General features: G+C 45.6%; 24 protein-coding genes. 16 read left to right on the top strand and 8 right to left on the bottom strand.

Annotated elements, in window-relative coordinates; translation table 11 throughout:
* Positions 1-12 precede the first annotated feature (12 nt).
* Positions 13-1,176 carry an acetyl-CoA C-acyltransferase FadA gene (fadA, locus tag B3850_RS03155; protein WP_286911374.1) on the top strand — a complete coding sequence of 388 codons (1,164 nt, stop codon included), beginning with the start codon at positions 13-15 and terminating at the stop codon, positions 1,174-1,176.
* Between the two features lie 212 nt (positions 1,177-1,388).
* Positions 1,389-1,628: a sulfurtransferase TusA gene (tusA, locus tag B3850_RS03150; protein WP_286874776.1), complete on the top strand. Its 240-nt coding sequence runs from the start codon at positions 1,389-1,391 to the stop codon at positions 1,626-1,628.
* 18 nt (positions 1,629-1,646) lie between these two features.
* Here the strand turns inward: tusA and B3850_RS03145 are convergent, their stop codons facing one another.
* The gene (locus B3850_RS03145) at positions 1,647-2,138 is read right to left on the bottom strand and encodes a GNAT family N-acetyltransferase (protein WP_286874744.1); all 492 of its coding nucleotides are present in this window, start codon (positions 2,136-2,138) and stop codon (positions 1,647-1,649) included.
* 26 nt (positions 2,139-2,164) lie between these two features.
* Positions 2,165-2,764, bottom strand: a complete 600-nt coding sequence (locus B3850_RS03140) for a DNA-3-methyladenine glycosylase I (protein ID WP_286874742.1) — start codon at positions 2,762-2,764, stop codon at positions 2,165-2,167.
* Between the two features lie 93 nt (positions 2,765-2,857).
* On the opposite strand from B3850_RS03140, the gene glyQ reads away from it, so the two are divergent.
* Positions 2,858-3,769 carry a glycine--tRNA ligase subunit alpha gene (gene glyQ / locus B3850_RS03135; protein ID WP_286874740.1) on the top strand — a complete coding sequence of 304 codons (912 nt, stop codon included), beginning with the start codon at positions 2,858-2,860 and terminating at the stop codon, positions 3,767-3,769.
* Between the two features lie 13 nt (positions 3,770-3,782).
* On the top strand, positions 3,783-5,849 hold the full coding sequence (gene glyS / locus B3850_RS03130) for a glycine--tRNA ligase subunit beta (protein WP_286874738.1): 2,067 nt from the start codon (positions 3,783-3,785) through the stop codon (positions 5,847-5,849).
* Positions 5,850-5,919: 70 nt separating this feature from the next.
* On the opposite strand, the gene gyrB is transcribed toward glyS, so the two are convergent.
* Genes gyrB through dnaA form a run of 4 tightly spaced genes read right to left on the bottom strand, consistent with a single transcriptional unit; the run spans position 5,920 to position 11,935 of the window.
* On the bottom strand, positions 5,920-8,337 hold the full coding sequence (gene gyrB, locus B3850_RS03125; RefSeq protein ID WP_053954100.1) for a DNA topoisomerase (ATP-hydrolyzing) subunit B: 2,418 nt from the start codon (positions 8,335-8,337) through the stop codon (positions 5,920-5,922).
* Positions 8,338-8,353: 16 nt separating this feature from the next.
* Positions 8,354-9,418 carry a DNA replication/repair protein RecF gene (gene recF / locus B3850_RS03120; protein ID WP_286875429.1) on the bottom strand — a complete coding sequence of 355 codons (1,065 nt, stop codon included), beginning with the start codon at positions 9,416-9,418 and terminating at the stop codon, positions 8,354-8,356.
* A gap of 11 nt (positions 9,419-9,429) precedes the next feature.
* Positions 9,430-10,533, bottom strand: a complete 1,104-nt coding sequence (gene dnaN / locus B3850_RS03115) for a DNA polymerase III subunit beta (protein WP_053954098.1) — start codon at positions 10,531-10,533, stop codon at positions 9,430-9,432.
* 28 nt (positions 10,534-10,561) lie between these two features.
* Positions 10,562-11,935, bottom strand: coding sequence for a chromosomal replication initiator protein DnaA (dnaA, locus tag B3850_RS03110; protein ID WP_053954097.1), 1,374 nt, complete (start codon positions 11,933-11,935; stop codon positions 10,562-10,564).
* 424 nt (positions 11,936-12,359) lie between these two features.
* Between dnaA and rpmH the strand changes: the two genes are divergently transcribed.
* From rpmH to B3850_RS03080, 6 genes are read left to right on the top strand one after another with little or no spacing between them, the layout of a single operon-like run.
* The gene (gene rpmH, locus B3850_RS03105; protein ID WP_011235863.1) at positions 12,360-12,494 is read left to right on the top strand and encodes a 50S ribosomal protein L34; all 135 of its coding nucleotides are present in this window, start codon (positions 12,360-12,362) and stop codon (positions 12,492-12,494) included.
* Entirely contained in the window at positions 12,487-12,861 is a 375-nt protein-coding gene (gene rnpA, locus B3850_RS03100) for a ribonuclease P protein component (protein ID WP_286875432.1), read from the top strand. Before rpmH ends, rnpA begins: the two co-directional genes overlap by 8 nt.
* Positions 12,816-13,127, top strand: a complete 312-nt coding sequence (gene yidD / locus B3850_RS03095) for a membrane protein insertion efficiency factor YidD (RefSeq protein ID WP_074668967.1) — start codon at positions 12,816-12,818, stop codon at positions 13,125-13,127. Before rnpA ends, yidD begins: the two co-directional genes overlap by 46 nt.
* Positions 13,124-14,794 (top strand): membrane protein insertase YidC, encoded by a 1,671-nt coding sequence (yidC, locus tag B3850_RS03090; RefSeq protein WP_286875434.1) that lies wholly within the window; start codon positions 13,124-13,126, stop codon positions 14,792-14,794. Before yidD ends, yidC begins: the two co-directional genes overlap by 4 nt.
* A 17-nt stretch (positions 14,795-14,811) precedes the next feature.
* On the top strand, positions 14,812-16,185 hold the full coding sequence (mnmE, locus tag B3850_RS03085; RefSeq protein WP_053954143.1) for a tRNA uridine-5-carboxymethylaminomethyl(34) synthesis GTPase MnmE: 1,374 nt from the start codon (positions 14,812-14,814) through the stop codon (positions 16,183-16,185).
* A gap of 26 nt (positions 16,186-16,211) precedes the next feature.
* Entirely contained in the window at positions 16,212-17,891 is a 1,680-nt protein-coding gene (locus B3850_RS03080) for an FUSC family protein (RefSeq protein ID WP_286911373.1), read from the top strand.
* Here B3850_RS03080 and B3850_RS03075 read toward each other — a convergent pair.
* Entirely contained in the window at positions 17,874-18,125 is a 252-nt protein-coding gene (locus B3850_RS03075; protein WP_286875438.1) for a GIY-YIG nuclease family protein, read from the bottom strand. The two genes, B3850_RS03080 and B3850_RS03075, sit on opposite strands and share 18 nt — an antisense overlap.
* Before the next feature lie 76 nt (positions 18,126-18,201).
* On the opposite strand from B3850_RS03075, the gene gloA reads away from it, so the two are divergent.
* Positions 18,202-18,753, top strand: coding sequence for a lactoylglutathione lyase (gene gloA / locus B3850_RS03070; protein WP_058576464.1), 552 nt, complete (start codon positions 18,202-18,204; stop codon positions 18,751-18,753).
* 64 nt (positions 18,754-18,817) lie between these two features.
* On the opposite strand, the gene B3850_RS03065 is transcribed toward gloA, so the two are convergent.
* Entirely contained in the window at positions 18,818-19,312 is a 495-nt protein-coding gene (locus tag B3850_RS03065; RefSeq protein WP_286875440.1) for a beta-lactamase hydrolase domain-containing protein, read from the bottom strand.
* Positions 19,313-19,367: 55 nt separating this feature from the next.
* On the opposite strand from B3850_RS03065, the gene B3850_RS03060 reads away from it, so the two are divergent.
* The 5 genes from B3850_RS03060 (at position 19,368) to B3850_RS03040 (ending at position 24,469) form a co-directional block, all read left to right on the top strand.
* Positions 19,368-19,817 (top strand): flavodoxin domain-containing protein, encoded by a 450-nt coding sequence (locus tag B3850_RS03060; RefSeq protein WP_126752085.1) that lies wholly within the window; start codon positions 19,368-19,370, stop codon positions 19,815-19,817.
* Positions 19,818-20,206: 389 nt separating this feature from the next.
* On the top strand, positions 20,207-22,102 hold the full coding sequence (mnmG, locus tag B3850_RS03055; RefSeq protein WP_286875443.1) for a tRNA uridine-5-carboxymethylaminomethyl(34) synthesis enzyme MnmG: 1,896 nt from the start codon (positions 20,207-20,209) through the stop codon (positions 22,100-22,102).
* Between the two features lie 9 nt (positions 22,103-22,111).
* A complete protein-coding gene (gene rsmG / locus B3850_RS03050; protein WP_286875445.1) occupies positions 22,112-22,732 on the top strand; it encodes a 16S rRNA (guanine(527)-N(7))-methyltransferase RsmG in 621 nt (206 codons plus the stop codon).
* A 45-nt stretch (positions 22,733-22,777) separates the two neighbouring features.
* Positions 22,778-23,572: a ParA family protein gene (locus B3850_RS03045; protein ID WP_053954484.1), complete on the top strand. Its 795-nt coding sequence runs from the start codon at positions 22,778-22,780 to the stop codon at positions 23,570-23,572.
* Positions 23,573-23,590: 18 nt separating this feature from the next.
* A complete protein-coding gene (locus tag B3850_RS03040; protein ID WP_053954485.1) occupies positions 23,591-24,469 on the top strand; it encodes a ParB/RepB/Spo0J family partition protein in 879 nt (292 codons plus the stop codon).
* Positions 24,470-24,499 lie beyond the last annotated feature (30 nt).

The following is a 24,499-nucleotide window of genomic DNA, read 5'->3' as shown; positions in this document are numbered from 1 at the left end:
GAGGTTATTAAAATGAAAGACATCGTCATTGTAGATTGTATTCGTACGCCAATGGGGCGTTCAAAAAATGGTGTTTTCCGCCATACTCGTGCCGAAGACCTCTCAGCTGCGCTGATGAAGGGCTTACTTGAGCGTAACCCGGAAGTTGACCCGGAAGAACTGGAAGACATTTACTGGGGTTGTGTACAGCAAACCTTAGAACAAGGCTTCAACATTGCGCGTAACTCAGCGTTAATTGCCGGCATTCCACACAAAGTAGCCGGTGTTACCGTTAACCGTCTGTGCGGCTCATCAATGCAGGCGTTGCACGACGCTACCCGCGCTATTATGAACGGCGACGGCGAGATCTTTATGGCCGGTGGTGTTGAGCACATGGGTCACGTACCAATGACTCACGGCATCGACTTTCACCCGGGCATGAATAAGTCTGTAGCAAAAGCTTCAGGCAGCATGGGTATGACAGCTGAATTGTTGTCTCGCAAGTTCGGTATTACCCGTGAACAACAAGACGAATTCGGCGCGCGCTCTCATAAGAAAGCGCACGAAGCGACTGTTGAAGGCCGCTTTGCGAAAGAGATTTACCCAATTAACGGCCACAATGCCGACGGCGAACTGGTACGCGTGACTGAAGACGAAGTTATTCGTCCGGAAACCACCGCAGAAGGCCTGTCACAGCTTCGCCCGGTGTTTGACCCGGCCAACGGCACGGTAACCGCAGGTACATCGTCAGCCTTGTCTGACGGCGCAGCTGCCATGTTGGTTATGTCTGCTGATAAAGCCAAAGAACTGGGTCTGACGCCACGCGTTAAGATTCGCTCAATGGCCGTTGCAGGCTGCGATCCTTCCATTATGGGTTACGGCCCCGTTCCGGCAACTGAGAAAGCACTTAAACGTGCTGGTGTGTCTATTGACGACATCGACGTTGTTGAACTGAACGAAGCCTTTGCCGCACAGTCACTGCCTGTACTTAAAGGTTTAAAACTGTTCGACAAGATGGAAGAGAAAGTGAACCTGAACGGCGGTGCTATCGCTTTAGGTCACCCATTAGGCTGTTCCGGTGCTCGTATTTCAACGACGCTAATTAACCTGATGGAAGAGAAAGACGCAAAGCTTGGTTTAGCAACCATGTGTATTGGCCTTGGCCAAGGTATTGCGACGGTATTTGAACGCGTTTAAAAGAAACAGCAAAGTTAGGGCGGTTTAACACTTTAACTGCTCTGAGGAAGGGGGGAGCGAAGGCTCGCCCCTTTTTATTGTCAGGAAATACTCAGAAACACGCCGTGAATCCTCCCTGGGGGCTTGACTGCAGCAATCCATCACTCCCCCCTCACCCCTTAGTCGCGAAAGTGTTAAACTCTCTGTTAATTCCACTTAATTTGCTAACGCTAATGACTCAAATTACCTGCGACAAAGAACTCGATACCCTTGGCCTTAAATGCCCAGAGCCCGTAATGTTAGTTCGTGCGGCTATTCGTAAAATGGAAGTTGGTGAGGTATTACTGATTATTGCGGATGATCCCGCAACAACCCGGGATATTCCGGGCTTTTGCGAGTTTATGGAACATGAGCTGGTTGCTTCTGAAACCGAAGAGATGCCTTACCGCTACTGGGTTAGGAAATCCCACTAAAAGCCTGACGTTTAGGTGTCAGGCTTTATCTTTATTTAAGTACATTTCCCAGAACTCAGCCTGACCAACTTCACCCAGTTCATAGGGTTCGAAGCCAAAGTTTTTATAGGCTTGCTTAGCACGGTCATTGTTTTCCAGCACTTCCAGTGTCAGCTTCACGCAGCCACGGAATTCTGCCAGTGTTTTCACTTCTTCCAGCAGTTTACGCGCAACGCCTTGGCCACGGTATTCAGGAATAACGGCTATGTCATGAATGTTCATTAGTGGTTTTGCTGCAAAGGTTGAAAAGCCTTCAACGCAGTTTGCAACGCCAACCGGGGTATCGCCATCGTAGGCCAGCAATGAAAAGACATGGTCTCTTTTTGCCATTTCATCTATCAGGTTTTCTTTCACTTCGTCTGAGATACCTTCGCCGCCGCCCATTGGGTCTTTGGCATAAGCGTCGAGCATAGCGATAACTGCGCTGCGATGTTTGGGATTATTGTAATCCGCCAGTGTTATTTCAATCATTCTTCCTTCGCTCTTTTGACAACGTTCTATAACGTAAATTGTTTCATTTGTTTTACGACGGGTTCGTAACAATGACAACTGATAACATGGTCGTTAACCATACCAACTGCTTCCATAAAAGCATAGCAAATGGTGGGGCCAACGAACTTGAATCCTGCTTTTTTCAACGCTTTTGCCATTGTTCTCGAGGCTTCGGTTTCCGTGGGGATTTCCGCTTGTGCTTTGTACCTGTTAATAACGGGCTTTCCGCCCACAAAAGACCATAACCACTGTTCAAACTTAATACCCTGCTCTTCCAGCTTTAAATAAGCTTCGGCGTTGGTAAAAATGGCGTCTATTTTCTTCTTACTTCGAATAATATCACTATTGGTGTACAGCGCTTCTTTATCTTCGTCACTCATTGCCACAATAGCTTGTGGGTTAAAGTTTAAAAAAGCATTCTCGTAGCCAGCTTGTTTGCGCAAAATGGTTATCCAGCTGAGACCTGCTTGCTGCCCGTCCAGGCAAAGCTTAGCAAAAAGCTCTTGCGGGTCACTGACTGGTCTGCCCCAGACATTGTCGTGATAAGCTCGGTAATCGTCAGCAGATTCACACCATGAACACCGTTCTGGCGCATTATTTGTCATGTCATCCCCTATAACCAAGGCGCTTCAGAGGGTATAATCTACGCATATTTTTCGACCATCGGTCAACCACAAATAACAAAGCAGAGAAAGCGTATGTCGAAATACGATGTAAAAACCTTTCAGGGGCTTATTTTAGCCTTACAAGATTACTGGGCTCAGCAAGGCTGTGCGGTAGTGCAACCGCTCGATATGGAAGTGGGTGCAGGTACATTCCATCCCATGACATTCTTACGCTCTTTAGGGCCAGAGCCTGCCAGCTTTGCGTATGTGCAGCCCTGCCGCCGCCCGACAGACGGTCGTTACGGCGAAAACCCAAATCGTCTTCAGCACTATTACCAGTTTCAGGTCATTATGAAGCCGTCGCCTAAAGACATTCAGGAGCTTTATCTGGGCTCTCTGGAACTGTTGGGCTTTGATACGCTAACTCACGACATACGCTTTGTAGAAGATAACTGGGAATCGCCTACTCTGGGCGCCTGGGGCTTAGGCTGGGAAGTATGGCTCAATGGTATGGAAGTCACCCAGTTCACCTACTTCCAGCAAGTCGGTGGTTTAGAGTGTCGCCCGGTTGCCGGCGAAATTACTTACGGCCTTGAACGCCTGGCAATGTATATTCAAGGCGTGGACAGCATTTACGACTTAGTTTGGACAGACGGCCCACGCGGTAAAATTCTGTACCGCGACGTGTTCCATCAAAATGAGGTTGAGCAGTCGACTTATAACTTCGAGTATGCCGATGTCGATGTTCTTTTTCAGCGCTTTGAAGACTGCGAAAAAGAATGTGAATTACTCATAGAGAAAGCATTGCCACTTCCAGCTTACGAGCAAGTCATGCGAGCCTCTCATGCATTCAATTTGTTGGACGCCAGACACGCAATCTCCGTGACCGAAAGACAACGTTATATATTGCGAGTACGTACCATGGCTAAGGCAGTTGCTGAAACTTATTATCAGGCACGAGAAGCGTTAGGCTTCCCTCTGGCCGAAAAGAAAGCCGAAGACTAAGGAGAGCATAGCTGTGAATAAAGACAATTTACTGATTGAGTTAGGCACGGAAGAGCTTCCTCCAAAGGCTTTAAGAGCATTACGTGATAGTTTTAAGTCGGGCATACAAGCCGGTTTAGAATCGGCCGAGCTGTCTTTCGAGAGCATAGACGCTTATGCGACACCACGTCGTTTAGCGGTGCTTGTGAATCAGGTAGAGACAGAACAACAGGACAAAGTTGTAGAAAAACGAGGTCCTGCGGTTAACGTTGCCTTTGATGATGCAGGTAATCCGACCAAGGCAGCAGAAGGCTGGGCTCGCTCTAATGGCATTACGGTTGACCAGGCTGAGCGCTTAAAGACCGATAAAGGCGAATGGCTACTTCATAAAGCAACGGTTAAAGGCCAGTCTTTAAAGCAGTTAGCGCAAGGGTTTATTGAGTCAGCGATTAAGACACTGCCTATTCCTAAGCCCATGCGCTGGGGAGACAGTACGGCTCAATTTATTCGTCCGGTACACACACTGACAGTCATGCTTGGCGATGAACTCATTAATGCCGAAGTATTGGAAACTAAAAGCGCTCGTTTTATTCAAGGGCATCGCTTCCATTCCAAACAAGGTTTCGAGCTTGATCATGTCGACAACTACTTAAACAAGCTGCGTGAAGCGAAAGTAATCGCTAACTTCGAAGAGCGCATTGATATTATCCAGTCCGAAGTAACGCGCTTAGCAAACGAACTTGGTGGTCGCGTTATTCAGGACGATGATTTAGTCGAAGAAGTGGCTGCATTAGTCGAATGGCCAGTTGCTTTAACAGCAAGTTTTGATAAAGGCTTTTTGGACGTACCTAAAGAACCGCTTATTGTCACCATGAAAGATGACCAACGTTACTTCCCGGTCGAGGACAATAGCGGTCAATTACTGCCTCAATTCATATTCATTACGAATATAGAAAGTCGCGACCCGCAGCAAATCATTCATGGCAACGAAAAAGTCATTCGCCCTCGCCTGGCTGACGCTCAGTTTTTCTTTGAGTCCGACAAGAAGCAGCCCCTTGAGTCGCGAGTCGCTAAACTCGATTCGGTTCTTTTCCAGAAGCAACTTGGAAGTATTGGCGACAAAGCTCGTCGTATCGCTGAGTTGGCAGGGAAAATTGCGTCGCTTCTTAAAGCGGACGCTCAAGCAGCTGAACGCGCTGGTCTGCTGTGTAAGGCCGACTTGGTTTCCGATATGGTCTCAGAATTCCCCGAAACTCAAGGCGTTATGGGTAAACACTACGCGCTTAATGATGGCGAAACTGCCAGAGTTGCAGAGGCTATAGAGCAACACTACTGGCCTCGTTTCTCGGGCGACCATTTACCCGAAAGCAAAGAAGCGTGCTCTGTTGCGCTTGCAGATAAGCTAGATACCCTAGTCGGTATTTTCGGTATTGGCCAAGTGCCAAAAGGTGACCGCGACCCATTCGCTCTGCGACGTGCTGCACTTGGACTTTTACGCACATTGGTTGAGCGTGATTTACCGCTCGACTTAAATGAGCTTTTAGCAGCCTCGGCCGAAGGTTTTGGAGACAAGCTGTCTAACCAAACGGTAAAAGCCGATGTCTTCGACTTCCTGCTGGGTCGTTTCCGTCCATGGTATCAAGAGCAAGGTATTTCCGTTGATGTCATTCAGGCGGTGCTTGCTCGCTCTCCGTCAAAACCGGTCGATTTCGACAAACGCGTTAAAGCCGTTGAAACGTTTAAATCGCTGGATTCAGCAGAGAGCTTAGCTGCCGCGAATAAACGCGTAGGTAATATACTGGCAAAATCTAAGGAATCGATAGACGGTAAGGTTCAACCAAACCTTTTAAACGAAGCCCCTGAAAAAGCTTTGTATCAGTTGCTAGACGAAACAGAGCAAACGGTTAAACCGCTCATTCAGGACGGTAACTACACCGATGCCCTGACGCAACTGTCTAACTTGAAAGAGCCTGTGGATGAATTCTTCGAGCACGTCATGGTGAATGCTGAACAGGATGATATCCGGCTTAACCGCTTGAATTTACTGTACCGTTTACGCCAACTGTTCCTGGAAATAGCGGATATTTCATTACTGCAATAACTATTTAGTAGGCAAAGAAAAAGGCGGCTCCGGAAACGGAAGCCGCCTTTTTTGTATCATTACTAACTGACTAAACGTCCAAGTTTGCCACTTTAAGAGCATTAGACTCAATAAATGCTCGACGTGGTTCTACTTCATCACCCATGAGCGTTGTGAATAGTTGGTCTGCGCCAATCGCGTCTTCAATAGTTACTTGAAGCATGCGACGCGTTTCAGGATCCATAGTGGTTTCCCAAAGCTGATCCGGGTTCATCTCGCCCAAACCTTTGTAGCGCTGTACGTACATGCCTCGTTTGGATTCACTAATCAGCCATTCTACGGCATCGACGAAATGCGACACTGGCTGTTTCTTCTCACCACGCAAGACATAACCGCCCTCTTCAACTAAAGAGTCAATTTCTTCACCCAAGGTGACAATTTGCTCGTAGTCTTTGGACATTAAGAACTCGTAATTTAGCGGGTAATCGGTATCGACACCATGCTGGCGAATGGTCGTTGTCGGTAACCACATCTTACGCTCTTCGTCTTCATGCAAAGAGATAGTATAAGTGGCTGAATCAACTTCGCGAGCGGTTAGGTCATCATTAAGTGTCTTAACCCAGCCTTCCATGTAGCTTTGGTCTTTCAAGCGCTCATCCGTTAAACGAGGCGCATAGAATAAACGCTGCAGGAACTTCTCAGGCATACGACGACTTAGCCGCTTAATGTTTTCTTGTGCCATTTGGTAGCCGTTTACTAAGGTTTCCAAACGCTCGCCCGAAATACCCGGAGCAGTCTCGTTCACATGCAAAGATGCATTATCTAACGCAAGGCTGGTCAAATAACGAATAAGTGCTGGGTCATCTTTTATGTAGACTTCCTGTTTGCCCTTTTTCACTTTATAAAGCGGAGGCTGAGCAATATAAATATAACCACGCTCAATAATTTCCGGCATTTGGCGGTAGAAAAACGTCAGTAGCAATGTGCGAATGTGAGAGCCGTCAACATCCGCATCGGTCATGATAATAATTCGGTGGTAGCGGGTTTTATCCGGGTCATATTCATCTCGACCAATGCCGCAACCCATAGCCGTTATCAACGTTCCTACTTCCGCCGACGACAGCATCTTATCAAAGCGTGCTTTTTCAACGTTCAGAATTTTACCCTTAAGCGGCAGTATTGCTTGGTTCTTACGGTTACGACCTTGCTTCGCAGAACCACCTGCCGAGTCACCCTCCACAATATAGAGTTCAGAAAGTGCCGGGTCTTTTTCCTGACAATCAGCTAGCTTGCCTGGCAAGCCAGCGATATCTAACGCACCTTTACGACGTGTCATTTCGCGGGCTTTTCGCGCAGCCTCTCGCGCTCGAGCGGCATCAATAATCTTATTAATAATAAGCTTCGATTCGGTTGGGTTTTCTAACAAGTAGTCCGCCAACTGCTCGTTCATTGCTTGCTCAACCGCTGATTTCACCTCAGAAGACACGAGTTTGTCTTTAGTTTGTGATGAAAACTTAGGGTCTGGTACTTTCACAGAAATAATAGCGGTCAAACCTTCACGGGCATCATCACCCGTCGCTGAGGTTTTTGTCTTCTTAGTGAAGCCTTCTTTTTCCATGTAAGCATTCAATGTACGCGTCAAAGCTGCACGGAAACCCGCTAAGTGAGTACCACCGTCGCGCTGTGGAATGTTGTTCGTAAAGCAATAAATATTCTCTTGGAAAGAGTCATTCCACTGCATACTTACTTCAACGGATATACCGTCTTCTCGTTCCGCCGCAAAGTGGAATGCTTTCTCATGAATAGGCGTTTTATTCTGGTTTAAGTAATTAACAAAAGCGGCAATACCGCCTTCGTATTTAAATAAATCTTCACGGTCATCGCGCTCGTCACGTAAACGAATACCAACGCCAGAGTTTAGGAATGACAATTCGCGTAAACGTTTGGCCAAAATGTCGTAATGAAAAACAGTGTCACTGAAGGTTTCAGCACTTGGCCAAAAACGCAGTTCAGTACCTGTTGAGTCGGTATCGCCAATGGGTTTAACGTCGCTTTCAGGTTCACCCATATGATAGGTTTGTTCATAAACCTTACCCTGACGACGAATGGTTAACTGCAGCTTTTCAGACAGAGCGTTAACGACTGAGACACCAACACCGTGTAAACCGCCCGATACTTTATACGAGTTATCGTCAAATTTACCACCAGCATGAAGTACGGTCATAATAACTTGAGCGGCCGACACACCCTCTTCTTCATGAATGTCGACAGGAATTCCACGGCCATCATCTTTTACTGACACGGAACCGTCAGAATGAATAGTGACGAGAATTTCTGAACAATGCCCAGCCAAAGCCTCATCGATAGAGTTATCGACAACCTCAAAAACCATGTGATGCAGACCTGTGCCATCGTCCGTGTCGCCAATATACATCCCTGGACGTTTACGAACTGCATCCAATCCTTTAAGGACCTTTATACTCGATGAACCGTAGTTATTTTCTTCCATAGTTATTATCTCGATATCATTCGTTTATTGCCCCATGTTCCACGTGGAACATTTTGGGCGATTTTTGAAATTTATCCGACAACTGCTTTCCAGTAATCGCTGTGACAAACACCTGCGCATTTAATTTTTCTAACTGCTGGCACAACAATCGTTGATTATCCGCATCCAGTTCAGATGTCAGATCGTCCACTAAGTAAACGCAAGATTCGCCCTTAACAGACTGAAAATGCTTCCCTTGCGCTAACTTTAATGCTGAAACCAACGTCTTTAACTGCCCTCTGGACAATCTGTGTTTTACATCCACGCCATCGGCTAAAATTTTAATATCCGCCTTGTGTGGACCCACTGACGTAAAGCCATATTTCTTATCTTTCTCTGTATGGCTTTCTAAGGCCGAAAAAAGTGATTGGGTACTATCCCACCCTTTTTTTAGTCGAACCTCGATTGTAACATTTGAGAGGAAAGATTTCGCTAATTCTTGTATATAATCCGACAGTTCTTTCAAATAATTTTCACGACTGACACTAATGAGTTCACCATAGTAAGCAAGTTGCTCGAGCCAGTACTTATCTTGTGTTGCAGACGCTGAGTATTGCTTTAATAAACTGTTACGCTGTTTCAGTATTTGAGTGTAAGAAACCCAGTTTTTATAAAACGAATGTTCCACGTGGAACACTCCCCAATCTAAGAACTGACGTCTTAAACTAGGTCCTTCTAAAAGAATATCGACCGACTCCGGAGTCAAAAGCTGAACCGGCACCAAACGTGCGACCTCAGACATTTTTGTTGCGTTGGCATTATCTAAACGCAACGTCTGATCACCGGAAGTAGTCCGACGAACTCCTATCGAATGGTTTGCCGTACGACAAAATATCGTAAATTGATCCGTATGTTCATTTATCAGCTGCCGAAATCCGCCAGGTCGAAAAGAGCGACCAAAGCCTAATAAATAAATCGCTTCTAAAAGGCTTGTCTTACCGGACCCGTTACTGCCGGTAATTAAATTGATATGTCTATCAGGAGAGATAGCCACTTCCTTAAAGTTTCGAAAGTGGCTTAAATTGAGAGATTCAATAAACATCTATGATGATATTACAGGCGCATTGGCATTATTACATAACAACATGAGTCATCATGCTGCGGCTCAATCAATGCACTGCTGTTAGAGTCTGACAGTGTGAAAGATACCTGTTCCTCATCAATGTTGCTCATGACATCAAGTAAGTAACTGACGTTGAAACCGATTTCCAAGTCATCGCCCTGGTAGTCGACCTCAATAATTTCTTCCGCTTGCTCTTGCTCTGGGTTAGTTGCGGTAATGCAAAGCTCACCCGAACTTAAGTTTAAGCGAACGCCTCTGAATTTTTCATTCGATAAAATAGAGGCGCGACTGAATGCATGGCGTAAAATATCGCGGTCAGCCACAACCACTTTATCACCGCCGCTAGGTAATACACGACGGTAGTCAGGGAATCGGCCGTCTACTAATTTACTGGTGAACATAAGCTCAGGTGTTTCAACACGAATATGATTATTACCGATAGACACCGTAACTTCGTGTTCGTCATCGCCTAGTAAACGAAGTAGTTCAACCACCCCCTTTCTTGGAACAATCACCTGTCTTTGAGTTAAGCCCGGCTGGTCGATGGCACAGGTGCTCATCGCCAAACGGTGGCCGTCAGTTGCGACCGAGCGCAGCATACCGCTGTCCGTTTCGAACAACATACCGTTTAAATAATAGCGAACATCCTGATTTGCCATGGAGAAATGTGTTTTCTCCATTAAGTCTTTTAAAATACCTTGCTCTGTCACCAGCTGGATATCGCTTTTCCAGTCGTCAATATTCGGGAAATCATCAGCAGACAGGGTGCTGAGTTTAAATTTACTGCGGCCGGATTTTACGGTTGCGCTGTCGCCTTCAGCAGTAAATTCAATAACAGAGCCATCGGGTAAACTACGCACAATGTCCACTAGCTTTTTAGCTGGCACTGTTACCGATGCATCCATATCTGCCGACTCTAGCGCTACAGACGACACCAGTTCTACTTCCAGGTCCGTACCTGTCAGTTTCAACTGACCGTTCTCAACCTGTAACAATAAGTTAGCAAGAATAGGTAAAGTGTGACGTCTTTCTACTGCGCCACTAACAACTTGCAGTGGCTTTAAAAACGCATCGCGATTGATAGAAAATTTCATGACTCATTCCCCTGTAATGACGACATGCTTAAGACGACAACGTCCGTATTAAATTACGATAATCTTCTTTTATGTCGTTCTGAGCATCTTTTAATTCTTGTATTTTTCGACACGCATGGAGCACAGTTGTGTGATCCCGACCACCGAACGCGTCCCCTATTTCCGGCAAGCTGTGGTTGGTCAACTCTTTAGCTAACGCCATTGCTAATTGCCTTGGCCTTGCCACCGATCGGCTACGACGTTTTGACAGGATATCAGCCAACTTAATGTTGTAGTACTCAGCCACCGTCTTTTGAATATTATCAATAGTAACCAGTTTTTCCTGCGCTGCGATAAGGTCTCGTAATGCTTCTCTCACAAAATCGATGGTTATTGGACGACCGGTCAGTTGGACATTTGCAACAACTCGATTCAAAGCACCTTCTAATTCACGAACATTGGAACGTAGTCGTTTTGCGATAAAAAACGCTACTTCATGCGGCATATTTAAACCACGTTCTTCGGCTTTGCGCATTAAAATCGCCACCCGCGTTTCCAGCTCCGGTGGCTCTATGGCAATGGTCAGTCCCCAACCAAAACGTGACTTTAAGCGATCCTCCACCCCTTCTATTTCTTTCGGGTAATGGTCGCTGGTCATGATTATTTGCTGATTTCCCTCCAGCAGAGCGTTAAAGGTATGGAAAAACTCTTCCTGAGACCCTTTTTTATTCGCAAAAAACTGAATGTCATCAATTAGCAAAGCATCGACCGACCGATAATAGCGCTTAAACTCGTTCGTTGAACTATTTCTGATGGAGTTAACCATGTCCTGAACGAAACGCTCTGCTCTAATATAGAACACTTTGGCACCTTTTTTATGCGCCATAATGCCATTACCGACAGCGTGTAATAAGTGCGTCTTACCGAGACCCGTACCACCGTAGACAAATAACGGGTTATAGACACCACCAGGGTTCTCAGCAACCTGAATAGCTGCCGCGCGCGCTAACTGATTCGATTTACCTTCAACGAAATTATCGAAGGTGTACTCTGGGTGGATATTGCTTTCAAATTCTTCCGCGGACTCGTTACTACTTCCCGAAAAACCGGTCGCTTTTTTACGAACAGCTGCTGCTCGCTTTTGCACCGATGCCACTGAAGAAGAGCGGCCGTTAGAGACTTCACCGACTTTCAAAACCACATTCGGGGCGGTTTCACCATTACAAAGGTTTGAAAGGTAGTCGTTAATGGTTTTTAAGTATTTGTCGCGCACCCAGTCAACCGAATAGATGTTCGGCGCAAATAAGGTAAGCGTGTCACCGTTTTGTTCGGCTTGAAGTGGTCTGATCCACGTGTTGAACTGCTGTAACGGAAGCTCCGATTGCAGTCGCTCTGCACATTGTTGCCAAAGCGAATTATTCACACTCTTCTCCTGGATCGTTTATTTATTATAGTATTCATCGATTGTACTTCAGTCATTCGCTTTCCGCTAGTCAAAATGCGTTGAAAACGGCATAAATAAAGGATTTTTTTATTTTATAAAGAGCTATAACTCTGGCTCATATTTTGCTTTAAAAGCGCTATTACAAAATAAACAAAAATTAGAAAAAGTGCATAACTCAAAATTTATCCACATTAAAGAAAACTTAACCGATATAATTGTGGATGACGTCAATTTGCGAAAATCGTCAAAAAGTCAGCGAAAAAGGCTAATAAATGCACGCGTAGTCGTTGACTAGCGGGTAAAAGATCGGTAAGATCCGCGCTCTAAAAAATTCCCGTCACGTTTGGTTTCAACTTTTTCGGCCAGCGTGGGAACTAGCAAACTGACCGATGGAAGATTAGTTATGAAAAGAACATTTCAACCAAGCGTATTAAAGCGCAAGCGCTCTCACGGTTTCCGTGCTCGCATGGCAACTAAAAACGGCCGTAAAGTATTGGCTCGCCGCCGTGCTCGTGGTCGTAAAGTATTGAGTGCTTAAGAGTATCTCATTCGGACGGGAGTTACGTCTGCTAACTCCCTCTGACTTTCAGACTGTATTCTCAAACCCTCCTGTAAAAGCTGTCACTTCTCACATTACTATGTTGGCAACGCCCAACACGAAAGGCCATCCTCGCATCGGCGTTACTATTAGTAAGAAACGAGCCAAACGCGCTGTTGATCGCAATCGTATAAAACGCCAAATGCGCGAGACTTTTCGCTTAAGCCAACATAAACTACCGGCTTTTGACATTGTTATTATTGCCAAGCCAGGTATCGTTGAGCAAGATAACGCCGCTTTACGGGATACGTTGAATTATTTATGGCGAAAATTAGCAAAGCGCTGCGTGCAGTACCAATCGCGCTAATTAAAATCTACCAATGGGTCATAAGTCCGTTACTTGGACCGCGTTGTCGATTTTATCCGTCATGTTCACATTACGCCTGTGAGGCTATTGAAAAACACGGTACAATCCGTGGAGTTTTTCTTGCCACCAAGCGAATCGGTAAATGCCATCCCGGTCACCCGGGCGGTTACGACCCCGTCCCTCCTTGCGAGCAAGAACAAAAAGCTAAAACAGAAAATAACAGTCAATCATTAACGAAACAGCCAACAGAGACGAAATCACTATGAATTCGCCACGTTCAATATTATTTATTGCCTTTTTAGTGGTGTCATTTTTCCTTTACCAAAATTGGGTTGTGGAATCGGCACCAGGTACAACGGCTCCAACAAATTCTGAGTCTACGCAGCAGCAAGCTGCTGACAGCGCAGGCTCAACTGACGTTCCAAGCGGTTCGGTTGCTGCATCCAATGATGTGCCTGAAGCCGAAGGTGTACCGAAGACGTCAAGCGCTACTACTATTCACGTTGAAACCGATGTACTCGACGTACAAATAGATACGCGTGGCGGCGATATTGTTTCTGCAAAATTGCTGCAGTTCGCAAAAGAGCTCGACTCTGATAAACGTTTTCAGCTACTGCAAAACGAATCAAACGCCGTTTATATTGCTCAGTCGGGACTAATCGGTGCTGACGGTATCGATAATAAAAACGGTCGTGCCGTATACAGTTACGAAAAGACGGATTATTCATCGACGTCTGAAAAAATAGAAGTGCCACTTACCTACACCTCTGAAAATGGTGTGGTATACCGTAAAATATTCACCTTTACGCCGGGTCACTACGATATTGATGTTCGTTTCGAAATTGAAAACAACTCCGCTGACACCTTAAGCACGCAGTTCTACGGTCAGTTAAAACGCTCAATGGGCACTGGTGAAAGTGGCAGCATGATAATGCCAACTTACTTCGGTGCCGCATACTCTCACGACGACGACAAGTTTGAGAAATATGACTTCGAAGATATGCAAGATAAGCGTTTGGATGTCACCTCTCAAACCGGTTGGGTGAGTATGCTGGAGCACTACTTTGTTTCTGCATGGATTCCAACACAGCAACAAACCAATCGTTTATTCTCGCGTGTTGCCAATGGCTCGCAAGCTATTATCGGTGTGGTTTACCCTGCTACTCAGGTAAATCCAAACAGCACTGAAACTATTGAATCTAAACTGTATTTGGGTCCGAAAGACCAGGACTCAATGGCGCAGTTAGTCGAGCACTTGGATTTAACCGTCGACTACGGTTTCCTTTGGTGGTTAGCGCAACCTATTTTCAAATTACTTCAGTTCTTACAAAGTATCGTTATTAACTGGGGTCTGGCTATTATCTTAACCACGGTTATTGTAAAAGCGCTGCTATTCCCGCTGACCAAAGCACAGTACGTGTCTATGGCGAAAATGCGTATGCTGCAGCCGAAAATGACTGAGCTTCGTGAACGTTACAACAGTGACCGCCAGAAACTGTCTCAGGAAATGATGAAACTGTACAAAACAGAAAAAGTGAACCCACTTGGTGGTTGTTTGCCAATGCTGTTGCAGTTACCTATCTTCCTGGCACTTTACTGGGTACTGCTGGAAAGCGTCGAATTGCGTCATTCAGAATTCATTTTCTGGATTCAGGACCTATCGACTAAAGACCCTTACTACATACTGCCTATACTAATGGGTGCGAGTATGTTCCTGATGCAACGTCTGCAGCCAACGCCGGCAACAGACCCTATGCAACAGAAACTGTTCCAGTATATGCCTGTTGTCTTTACCGTATTCTTCCTGTGGTTCCCATCAGGTCTGGTACTGTACTGGTTAGTCAGTAACTTAATTACCATTGCACAAATGCTGATTATCTACCGTGGGCTAGAGAAGAAAGGCATGATGGTAAGAGGTAATAAGAAGAAATAAGCATGATAGACAGCAATATGGACGATACCTTTAGCGATGACACCATAGTCGCTCAAGCGACACCACCCGGTCGCGGTGGTGTTGGTATTGTCCGTGTTAGTGGTTCGGCTGCCACCCAGGTCGCCGAACAGCTATTAGGCCACTGCCCAAAACCTCGTAAAGCAGAATACCTTCCCTTTTATGATAGTAACAACGAGTTACTGGACGAGGGTATAGCGCTGTTTTTCAAAGGTCCTAATTCCTTTACCGGTGAAGACGTTTTAGAGCTTCAGGGGCACGGCGGACCGGTATTAATCGACATGATCATAAAAGCGATACTGGAAATGCCTGGTATTCGCCCTGCTCGCCCCGGTGAGTTCAGCGAACGAGCTTTTATGAATGACAAGCTCGACTTAACTCAGGCGGAGGCCATTGCCGACCTTATCGACACCAACTCTGAACAAGCCGCAAAAGCCGCATTACAAAGCTTAAAAGGCGAATTTTCTCACCGGGTCGATCAGCTCGTTGATGCGGTTATTCATCTTCGTATGTATGTCGAAGCTGCTATCGATTTCCCCGATGAAGAAATCGACTTTTTAAGCGACGGTAAAGTCGCCAACGATTTAGCCGACATTATCGACCAGCTGTTCCATATAGAACAAGAAGCTAAGCAAGGCACACTCATGCGCGAAGGCATGCGTATTGTTATTGCTGGTCGCCCCAATGCCGGTAAATCGAGCTTGTTGAATGCGCTCGCCGGACGTGAGTCGGCCATAGTCACTGAAATTGCAGGCACCACTCGCGACGTATTGCGTGAGCACATTCAAATAGACGGCATGCCGTTACACATTATTGATACGGCCGGTTTACGCGAAAGCCCAGATCAGGTGGAGCAAATAGGCATTGAACGTGCCTGGGACGAAATTCGCCAAGCCGATCGTGTACTGTTCATGGTCGATAGTCAGGAAACCTCGGCAATACACCCTGACGACATTTGGCCGGAGTTTTTCGCTCAGTTACCCGACGACATGCCTTACACCGTTATTCGTAACAAAGTCGACTTGTCCGAAGAGCCCACGGGTATTGACGAACATAACGGCATTCCGGTTGTTCATTTGTCAGCAAAAACAGGTCACGGCATAGAGCTGTTACGCGAACACCTGAAACATTGCGTCGGTTATAATGCAACTTCGGAAGGCAGCTTCATGGCACGCCGCCGTCATTTAGACGCACTTGCCAAGGCGAAAACACATTTGCTGCAAGGTCAGGAACAGTTAGAAGCCAATATGGCCGGCGAAATACTCGCAGAGGAGCTACGTTTAACGCAGCAACACCTAAACGAGATAACCGGTGAATTTACTTCTGATGACCTACTGGGCCAAATTTTTGGGTCGTTCTGTATCGGTAAATAAACAAACCGACAAATAAGGACTCTTTTTTGAAAGACAGCTTAGCGCAATGGGGGTTTGACTATGTTCGCCTGCGGTTTGGCTTTCGAACCGGCGTTGCTGCCTGCTTATCTCTTATTATTGCCTGGGCTATGGGCTTAGAGCATCCTCAGTGGTCCGCTATGACTGTTTGGGCAGTATCGCAACCTACCCGTGGTCTTCTTATAGAAAAAGCCGCATACCGGGCATTAGGGACTCTGCTCGGAACCTTATTTGGTATGGTTCTGGTAGTTACCTCTGGCGGTGACATTCTTTGGTTAGTTACAGGGCTGACATTGTGGGTAACGCTGTGTGTTTACACGGGTAACCTCCTGCATGGGCTTATCTCCTACGGCACTATTTTGGCGGGCTACTCGGCCTCTATGGTGGTGCTTCTTACCCAAAGCCCGAATGCCCTTATTCCGCTGGGTATTGACCGCCTGCTGACCGTTTTCGTTGGAATTATTTGCTCGTTAATCATTGGTTTTCTATTCACTTACAAACGTGCTGAACAAACCATCATTAATGAGTTACGTCGGCACACGGCCGCTAACCTATATGAGCTTGCTCAAGCCTTCTCAGACCCCAAAAATACCGCCATTCAACTGGATAAAAAACTGTCAGAACTGGCTAACTTAGAGTCACAACTGTTAGACCACGGTACCGGTTCAGTTAGCGCTCACGAGTCAGCAAAAACCATTCGCCAGGTTATCAACACCCAACTTGGTTTTATCACCGAATTACAAATACAGGGCTTTGAAGAAAATAACGAAGTAAGTACCCACTTACTTGAAGCTTCAAATAAAATAAAAGCGTCTGTACACCGAAAGGATATTTTAAGTTCGTTAAATAATGCCTATAAGGCAATGCAAAATGACGCAGTAAAACGTCGTTTTAAAGAGTTTATCGATGCAACCGAAGAGCGCTTATCGTTCAAAGATACGGGCAAAACCGCTAATTCAACGTTACTTTCAACGACATTGCTGCACAGAGACTGGCGTGGCGCTCGTCACTCTGCCATTAGAACCTGCATAATACTGGCTATAATTGGGGCGTTATGGTGGTACACCCATTGGTTTCAAATGGCTTATTTAATGCTTGGTGCATCGGTCATGTTGACGCTGTTTTCAACCGCTGATAACCCTGCCCTGACCATGAGATACGTATTTTTTGGGCAAAGCGTCGGGGCATTAACGGCTGTAATGATGCAAGCCAGTGTCTGGCAATTTAGTGACTCAGTTTTGTGGATGCTCATTGCTATTATGCCGATTATTCTTATCGGTGGTTTTCCCATGTCTCATCAAAAAACCGCCAATGGCAGTATGGACTTCAACCTGGTCTTTCTGCTGCTGATGCAACCTGCTGTGCCTTATATGTTTAACTTAAGCCAGTCGATTAGCGTTGCACTGGCAGTCATAGCAGCCCCCTTACTCGCCATGCTCGCCTACCGGGTAATTTATCCAACCAGTTTGAAGAAACGCTATAACCAACTGTTTGATTTACTGGAAAAGGAAATAGCTGCGCTCAACACGACATCACTTACATTAAGCCAATACAAACGCCGCAAAGCGCGCTTTTACCATCGTATATTTAAGCTCACTCAATTGGCTGACAAACTCGCGATGAAAGACAAAGCCCCTATTATCAAACAATTATTGGAAGGACAAAGCCGTCTAAACGCCACTGGCTAACTCGACTTTTTCAGTTCGTTTCATCCGTTTTATTGCAGCTTCCCGCTGGCAGGCAGATGACCGCGACTCATGTGGCTCGGACCAAAACAAGCGAACCGGTCGACGGCTTTTCGTGTATTTCGCTGCTTTTTTATCGTCACCGTTATGTTCCTCAACACGTCGTTTTAGATCCTTTGTGACGCCGGTGTAGTAAGTATTGTCAGAGCATTTAAGAATATAAACGTACCACGACATGACTTGAACTCTTTGGTAATCAACCTCAGATAACAGTGTACCAAGAGAGGCATATGAGACCCAGAAGGATTCCATTATGAGCAGACATTTCGATGAAGCAAAAGGTTTATCTGAAAACCATGACCCGGCGACACATGATTTTGTGTTCAACCAAACTATGTTTCGCATTAAAGACCCAGAACGCACGTTAAAATTCTACAGCGATGTACTGGGCATGACATTAGTGAAACGCCTCGACTTTCCGGAAATGAAGTTCACGCTGTATTTTATGGCGTCTATGTCGCCGGAGGAACGCAGTGACTGGTCAACAGACCACGATAAGCGCATTGAGCAAACCTTTGGTCGACCGGCCATGTTAGAACTGACTCACAACTGGGGCGACGAAAACGACGATTCTGTTTCGTACCACAGCGGTAATGAAGAACCAAAAGGGTTTGGCCATATTGGCTTTGCGGTACCTGATATTGACGCCGCCTGTGAGCGTTTTGAAGAAATGGGTGTGGAATTTCAGAAGCGTCCAAACGACGGTAATATGAAAGGCATTGCCTTCATTAAAGACCCGGACGGCTACTGGATTGAGATATTCACGCCGGAACGTCAGCCTGAGTTACTCAAAGAACATTTATAAAATACAAAGCCAGTTCAGAGCGTTTTCACGTTTTTGAACTGGCTTTTTTACCTTCTTTAACTATTTACTGAGACAACATACCTTTTACTTTCGCTTCTAACGATGTCATACCATGCTCTTTACCTACAGCAATTGCTTCATCGACAGACATACCGTCTAACCAACCCGCTCGTAATGCCATTAATGCCCCGACCCGGTTGCTTGATGCACAATGAACCAATACATTCTTATCGCTGTTTTTCAGTAATATACGATCGACCATACGAGCATTTTCCAACGTCACTCCACCAGCGCCGTTGACCGGAACATGGTAATACGCCATGCCATTTTTTGTGACAACAGCGGCTTCATTACTGTCCGTCATTTCTTTTTGAGACAGCAAATTAATAACCACCTCACCACCATTGTTAGCGAACTCAGACAATTGCGCGTCTGACGGCGTACCCATAACCCAAAGGTTATCAGAGACTTGTTTAGGTGACTCAATACCAGCATGAGCATTCATTGAAACTAAAACCGCACTCATAAGTACTAATACATTAACGAAAGCTTTTACCATAATTGTTCTCCTGTATGATTCGTATTTTTCTAATATAGCAAAGGTAACGCGAAATATGGCTGTTTTACATCTATTAGTTGGCACAACCTCTGGAAATACTGAATTTTTAGCCGACACAATAAGTGATGAGCTGATTGAACAGGGCTTTGAAACAGAACTTCATTACGAACCTGAACTGGAAGCCCTACCAACCTCAGAGCCTTGGTTAGTGCTGTTATCCAGTCATGGTGCTGGCGATTATGCCGACTCTATGCTCGACTTTTACGACGAAATTACTGCTCCACAAACACCGGATTTAAGCGATCTTAATTACGCAGTTATTGCTATTGGTGAGTCTTCTTATGACACCTTTTGCCAGGCAGGTCGTCACTGTGACGAACGTTTACAGGAACTTGGTGGTACCCGAATGTTAGAGCGATTAGAAATAGATATGCTGCAAGACGATCCAGAACAAAAAGCGGCACAGTGGATCCCTTCAATGACGGATGCGTTAAAGGCTCTGTGATCATACCCACAGGCTTTTACACAGACTTGTACAGCTGTGATTAAGATAAGTATAAGATGAGTTAAGCACTGTCCACTAGGTGGGTATAACTGTGGGGACAATTAGATCTGTGTATAACTACCCTAGTTATCCACGATCTATGATCGGGGTTATTATCCAGTTATCTACACTTTTTGATCGCTCTGAACGCGTTGAATATAAAAGCATTCAGCGATCTATTCACAGAAAACCGCTGACTAGTAGTAATAGTAATAAAAGATCTAAATAAGATCCTTTATTGATCTTTTTTTAGATCAAAACCAGTGAACGAAATTTAACCGTTTCGATCTGAGTCAAAGCACGTTAAAATACTCGGCTATTTTTCTCTTCTTTAACGAAAGGTCATTTAAATGTCACAACAGAGCCAACAACACTTTGATGTTATTGTTGTCGGTGGAGGACACGCCGGAACGGAAGCCGCGCTTGCTGCCGCACGTTCAGGTGTTAATACCCTATTGCTTACGCACAATATTGATACTTTAGGACAAATGTCTTGTAACCCCGCTATTGGTGGCATAGGGAAAGGTCATTTAGTTAAAGAGATTGATGCTTTAGGCGGTGTTATGGCTAAAGCCGCCGACAAAGCAGGCATTCAGTTCAGAACTCTGAATTCGTCAAAAGGCCCGGCAGTACGTGCAACACGTGCCCAAGCCGACAGACAGCTTTATAAACAAGCCATACGCTATGCATTAGAAACACAGCCTAACCTGTCGATATTCCAGCAAGGCTGTGATGATTTGATCGTAGAAAACGATCAAGTCACCGGTGTCGTTACCCAAATGGGGCTTAAATTCACGGCTAAAACCGTTGTATTAACGGTAGGAACCTTCCTGGGCGGTCAAATTCATATTGGTTTGGATAATTACCAAGGTGGTCGTGCAGGTGATCCTCCTGCCAATGCACTGGCAAAACGATTACGTTCTTTGCCACTTCGTGTTGAGCGACTCAAAACCGGTACACCCCCGCGTATTGCCAGCCATAGCATTGATTTCTCAGTGATGCAGGAACAACCGGGTGATAACCCGACGCCAGTATTTTCTTACATGGGGTCGCAGGCTGATCATCCTGAGCAAATCCCGTGCTACATCACTCATACCAACGAAAATACGCACGATATTATTCGTTCAGGCTTGGATCGCTCGCCCATGTACTCAGGCGTTATTGAAGGCGTAGGACCACGGTATTGTCCATCAATAGAAGACAAAATTATGCGATTTGCTGATAAGGGGTCGCATCAGATTTTTGTTGAACCTGAAGGGCTGGATACTTTTGAAGTGTACCCCAATGGTATCTCAACCAGCTTACCATTTGACGTACAGCAACAATTAGTACGCTCAATTAAAGGTTTCGAGAACGCGCATATTACGCGTCCGGGTTACGCCATTGAGTATGATTATTTTGATCCAAGAGATCTGAAACAATCGTTGGAAACCAAAGTCATTAATGGTTTGTTCTTTGCCGGACAAATTAATGGGACAACAGGCTATGAAGAAGCCGGAGCGCAAGGCCTTATCGCTGGTCTGAATGCAGCATTACAAGCACAAGGGAAAGAGTCCTGGTCGCCACGTCGTGATCAAGCCTACATGGGCGTATTGATCGACGATTTATCGACTCTGGGAACCCAAGAGCCGTATCGCATGTTTACGTCTCGAGCGGAATATCGTTTGTTGCTCCGTGAAGATAATGCCGATATTCGTTTAACAGAAATTGGTCGAAACCTGGGCTTAGTTGATGACGAACGCTGGGCAGCATTCAATGAAAAAATGGAAGCGGTTGAGCAGGAAAAACAACGTTTAAAAGCGACTTGGGTTCATAAAGATCATCCAGCGGTCGAGCAAATTAATGCGTTAGTGAAAAGTCCGGTTACCAAAGAAGTTAACGGTGAAGAACTGTTACGTCGCCCGGAAATTCATTACAAAGATTTGGCTAAAACAGAATTTTTCGCCCCGGGAGTAACTGATCCTGCAGCTGCTGAACAGGTAGAAATTCAAATTAAGTACGCCGGTTATATTTCTCGTCAGCAGGATGAAATTGCGAAACAACAAAGACATGAAAATACGCTGCTGCCCTCGCCGTTCGATTACGCTAAAATTAAAGGCTTATCGAACGAAGTCATTGCGAAACTGAATGATCATCAGCCGGAAACCGTGGGTAAAGCAGCTCGTATATCAGGTATAACGCCGGCCGCAATTTCCATGTTATTGGTGCATCTTAAAAAACAAGGGTTATTGCGCAAAAGTGCTTAAGGATTGAGTGTGGAAGAGCAGTTAAAGCAGTATTTACAGCAAGCTGACATAACCCTGACAGACCAACAAGTTCAACAACTAGTCGCGCTTGTTGGTTTATTAGACAAGTGGAATAAAGCGTACAATTTAACCAGTGTCCGTAATCCGAACGATATGCTAACGCGGCATGTTATGGACAGTGTGACAGTACGCCCATATTTGCACGGACGGCGCTTTATCGATGTAGGAACCGGTCCGGGTTTACCGGGACTGCCGCTGGCTATAGCGGAGCCAGACAAAGAATTTGTATTACTGGACAGTTTGGGCAAGCGAATTCGTTTTATTCGCCAGGTTTGCCATGAACTCAAACTTGATAATGTCACGGCTGTTCAGGCCCGCGTAGAAGAATATCAGGACGAAACTCAGTTTGATGGCGTTATCAGTAGAGCCTTTGCCTCGCTTAATGATATGCTGAGTTGGTGTCAGCATTTACCGAAAAAGAACGGTAAATTTTATGCATTGAAAGGCTTATACCCTCAAGATGAGTTGGACGAGTTGACTGAGGGTTTCGAAGTCGATGATATTCAGCAAATTAACGTTCCGGGCATTGACGCGAGCCGACATATCGTCATTATAAGCAAACGGTCGTAAAACCGAGCGTCGAGTCGACGACAACAACAAGAGGTTACCAAACCCGTGGCTACAACCATTGCTATTGCAAACCAAAAAGGTGGCGTTGGGAAAACAACAACAGCGGTGAATTTAGCGGCTTCCATGGCTGCGACTCGCCGTAAAGTGCTGCTTATTGATTTAGATCCACAGGGTAATGCCACAATGGGCAGCGGCGTCGATAAGTACGACGTTGAAAACACCATTTACGAACTGCTGATAGAAGAAAAGCCGGTCAAAGACGTTGCCATCACCGACACTAACGGTAAATACCATCTTATTGCCGCTAACGCAGACGCTACTGCTGCTGAAATAAAGTTAATGGAAGTCTTTGCTCGTGAACTGCGTTTACGAAATGCATTGAAGTCCGTAGATGATAGTTACGACTTTATTTTTATCGACTGCCCGCCTTCGCTGAACATGTTGACCGTGAATGGTATGGCCGCAGCTGACTCTATTTTAGTTCCTATGCAGTGCGAATATTATGCATTGGAAGGCCTAACAGCATTGATGGAAACCATCCGTCAACTTGCTGATGTTGTGAACCCGGGGCTAGAAATTGAAGGCATACTACGAACTATGTATGACCCTCGTAACCGCCTGGCAAATGATGTGTCAGAACAGTTAAAAAATCACTTCGGTGACAAAGTGTATCGCACGGTTATCCCCCGTAATGTGCGTTTGGCCGAGGCGCCATCTTTTGGTGCACCAGCAATGTATTACGATAAGTCGTCCACGGGTTCTAAAGCCTACTTGTCATTGGCCGGTGAGCTTATTCGACGAGCAGAAACAAAAAATAACAGCGTTGTAGAAGAATCTTAACAAGGGAATTTATTCAGCATGTCGGCAAAAAAACGAGGACTGGGTCGCGGTTTAGATGCGCTTTTAACGAGTAACCAGCAAAACTCTGAGCGTCAATCATCAGAACAAGTTTCTGAAGAAGCAAAAGGCGAACTTCAAAAGCTGCCTATTGAGCAGCTGAAACCGGGCCGTTATCAACCTCGTAAAGACATGTCACCGGAAGCGCTGGAAGACCTAGCGGCGTCGGTTAAAGCGCAAGGCATTATTCAGCCTATTGTGGTGCGCCCGACCGCTAAAGACGAATATGAAATTATTGCTGGCGAACGACGCTGGCGTGCCGCGCAACTGGCGAAGCTTGATATGGTGCCTTGCTTAGTGAAAGAGGTACCCGATGAAGCCGCCGTTGCTATTGCACTAATTGAAAACATTCAGCGTGAAGATTTAAACGCTATGGAAGAAGCAACCGCATTACAGCGACTGCTCGATGAGTTCCAGATGACGCATCAAGATGTCGCACAGGCGGTTGGTAAGTCCCGTACTACTGTGACTAATTTATTGCGTCTCAATAACCTTGAAGATGGCGTTAAAGTGCTTTTAGAGCGCGGTGACATTGAACTTGGTCATGCTAAGTTATTGCTTGCTTTGCAAGGTGAGCAGCAAGCTGATGTTGCGCAGCAAATAGTAGCGAAAGATATGACTGTGCGTGACGCTGAGAAATTAGTCCGCCGTACTATCGACCCACCCAAACAACCTGAAAAACCAGAGCCCGACGCGAATATTGAACATTTAGAAACCAAGTTGTCAGAAACACTTGGGGCGAAAGTGCAAATCAATCATGGTCGAAAAGGTAAAGGTAAACTGGTTATCAACTATACAAGTCTTGATGAATTGGACGGAATACTGACTCACATCAAGTAAAAATCCGCATCTTACTGAAACGTGTAGAAC

Origin of the sequence: Idiomarina sp. UBA4520, from assembly GCF_002388365.1 — a bacterium.
Classification (GTDB): domain Bacteria; phylum Pseudomonadota; class Gammaproteobacteria; order Enterobacterales; family Alteromonadaceae; genus Idiomarina; species Idiomarina zobellii.
The sequence above is the reverse complement of the archived record's forward strand: the minus strand, read 5'-3'. Positions and strand labels throughout refer to the sequence as shown.